A 2,667-nucleotide genomic window follows, 5' to 3' on the forward strand; every position below is an offset into this window, starting at 1 on the left:
GAAAGCGCAGGTTTCGCAAGAGTTATCACTAAAAGCACTCGCCAAGAGAGTATCATCGCAGACCACCGCCAGCAGGGCCGACGTGACTGCCGTTATCATCGCTACCGTCGAGAATATGATTGACGGCCTGCGGGCAGGAGAACAGGTAGACTTCGGAGACCTGGGGAAATTCCGATTACAGATAACCAGCCGGGGGGCTGAAACGGCAGAGAAATTCTCGGCTGCCAATATTACCGGAGTCAATATTCAGTTTATCCCCGGAGAAGATTTGAAAAACATCTTCGCCGGTATGGAGTTCTCACCGGTCCCTACCCGTGCTGCCACACGCGCTGTGCTCAAAGCACAGAAGGCAGGACAGACCACCGTGGATATTTCCAAAACACCCACACCGGGAGGAGACGATGGTGGAAACACCGGTGGAGGTGGAAATTCAGGAGGCGACGGAGGCATAGAGGATGATCCGCTAGGATAGGGTCTAAAGGCGCAGCCTTTAGAAATTAATAATGAAAGTCTGCGCTATTGCTAATCACTAATCACTAAATCACTAATCACTAAATTACTGTCACATGGAGAAAAAATCAAGTTCAACCTGGAGTGTGATCATCAAAGTTGTAATCGCCGTAGCATCTGCCCTGGCAGGTGTATTCGGACTAAATTCCTGCATGAAATAGACTATGAGAGCAGGCAGTTTTTATCAGAACTATCGGGAGGTAAAACTCCTGGTAGTTCATTGTTCAGCAACACGCTGTGACAAGAATTTCTCCGTAGAAGCTCTTCGAAGATGTCATTTGGCAAGGGGCTTTGCAAGCATCGGGTATCATTTCTACATCACACGTGACGGTGAAGTGCACATCTGTCGTCCGGTTCACCAGATCGGAGCACATGCTACAGGATGGAATGACAGGAGCATCGGTATCTGCTACGAAGGCGGACTGGATGAACGCGGCCGACCGGCAGATACAAGGACGTATGCCCAGAAATGTTCCCTGCTCGATTTGCTGCGACAACTGAAAACAGATTATCCGCAAGCTAGCATATTGGGACATTATCAGCTCAGTAATTCCATACACAAGGCGTGTCCGTGCTTCGATGCGAAAGGACAATATCGGGGGCTTTAAGCTCCTGATACTATCAGTTCAACCTCATTTGAGTATCAATATTATGAATTATAAATATCAAAAAATAGATATTTTTCTATTTGGATAGATTAATTAAAAAAGCTTTCTTTGTATAATGAAGTAAGTTTCTTACATCAAATCTTAATAAAAAATAGATTTATGGCAAACATGAAAACTCCCGGTGTATACATCGTTGAAAAAAATGCCTTTCCGAATTCAGTAGTAGAGGTTCCCACTTCAATTCCTGTTTTTATAGGCATCACTGAAAAGGCTTCAAATGGAAAGGAAGACTTAAAAGGTAAACCATGGAGAATTTCCTCTATGGCGGAATATATAAACTATTTCGGTCAAAGTCCCGAAGAAAAGTTTATCCTAAGCATTAAAAAGTCGAACAGCACTATTGCAGACTGCCTGTTTATGTACGAGGAAGAGTATACCGAAACTGACGCGACAACCACAAAGTATGTATTTACAGCTCAGAGAAAGAAATACTTCACTCTCTACTATCAGATGTTGATGTTCTTTGCTAATGGAGGCGGTACTTGCTATGTTCTTTCAGCAGGAAACTATAAAGACAACCAACTGCTGAACAAGAATATGATGAGCAATGCGATCAATGCTCTTGAAAAAGAGCGGGAAATAACAATGGTTCTGATTCCCGAAGCAGTGTATTCTTCGGATTGTGCAAATATTCAAACGATGGTTCTGGATCATTGCAGTAAAATGCAGAATCGTTTTGCTATTCTTGATGTTCAAGCCAAAAGTTCGGAGAATCAGACTATGATGGAGCAAGTAAAAGAGTTCCAGACCAATATCGGCAACAATGGCCTGTCATATGGAGCAGCCTACTATCCGTGGCTTGAGACAACAATACTGGGAGATAAAGATATTACAGCCGATATGTTTTCTTGGTCTGCTGACAGTGAGCTTGATTTCAAGGCATTCTTTCCCAAAGATTCCGGCATTTTGAATTATGCAAATGCAACAATTGATGAAATCATAAAGAGCCAAGAAACGCCGAATAATAAAAAGAATGAATTTCATCAAGTTTTATTGCAAAACTGGAGCGTATATCAGTCGATGATAAAGACTGTGAAGGCATCCCTGAATTTACTGCCACCTTCCGCCGCCATGGCAGGTATCTACACCATGGTGGATAATACGCGCGGTGTGTGGAAAGCACCTGCAAATGTTTCAGTCAATTACATTAACAGACCGGAGATAAACATCAATAACAGGGAACAAGAGGATCTAAATGTACCAGCAAATGGCAAGGCAATTAATGCAATACGTTCCTTTATCGGCGAAGGCATAAAAGTCTGGGGCGCCCGTACATTGGATAGCAATTCACTGGATTGGAGATATATCAACGTGCGTCGTACCATGATTTTCCTGGAAGAATCCGTCAAAAATGCAGCTCATGCCTATGTATTCGAACCTAATGATGCAAATACCTGGTTGAATATTAAATATATGATTGAGAACTTCCTGCGTGGAGTATGGAAAAGAGGCGGTCTGGCAGGAGCCACTCCCGAAGATGCATTCAGTG

The 2,667-nt window shown here is 43.2% G+C and carries 4 protein-coding genes; all 4 read left to right on the forward strand.

Annotation, left to right across the window (positions count from 1 at the left end; translation table 11 throughout):
- A partial coding sequence (locus tag Q1W14_RS21710; protein ID WP_300704956.1) for an HU family DNA-binding protein occupies window positions 1–472 on the forward strand: 472 nt, incomplete at its 5' end.
- Between the two features lie 94 nt (window positions 473–566).
- Window positions 567–671, forward strand: coding sequence for a smalltalk protein (locus Q1W14_RS21715; RefSeq protein WP_156148567.1), 105 nt, complete (start codon window positions 567–569; stop codon window positions 669–671).
- 3 nt (window positions 672–674) lie between these two features.
- Complete coding sequence (locus Q1W14_RS21720; protein ID WP_300704960.1) at window positions 675–1,118, forward strand: N-acetylmuramoyl-L-alanine amidase; 444 nt, start codon at window positions 675–677, stop codon at window positions 1,116–1,118.
- 159 nt (window positions 1,119–1,277) lie between these two features.
- On the forward strand, window positions 1,278–2,667 hold a 1,390-nt coding region (locus Q1W14_RS21725; RefSeq protein WP_300704962.1), incomplete at its 3' end, for a phage tail sheath subtilisin-like domain-containing protein.

This window comes from Bacteroides sp., assembly GCF_030151085.1.
GTDB lineage: Bacteria > Bacteroidota > Bacteroidia > Bacteroidales > Bacteroidaceae > Bacteroides.

Coding starts and splice junctions, on each gene's coding strand:
- Q1W14_RS21715 (WP_156148567.1), top strand. CDS start 567: ATGGAGAAAAAATCAAGTTCAACCTGGAGTGTGATCATCAAAGTTGTA.
- Q1W14_RS21720 (WP_300704960.1), top strand. CDS start 675: ATGAGAGCAGGCAGTTTTTATCAGAACTATCGGGAGGTAAAACTCCTG.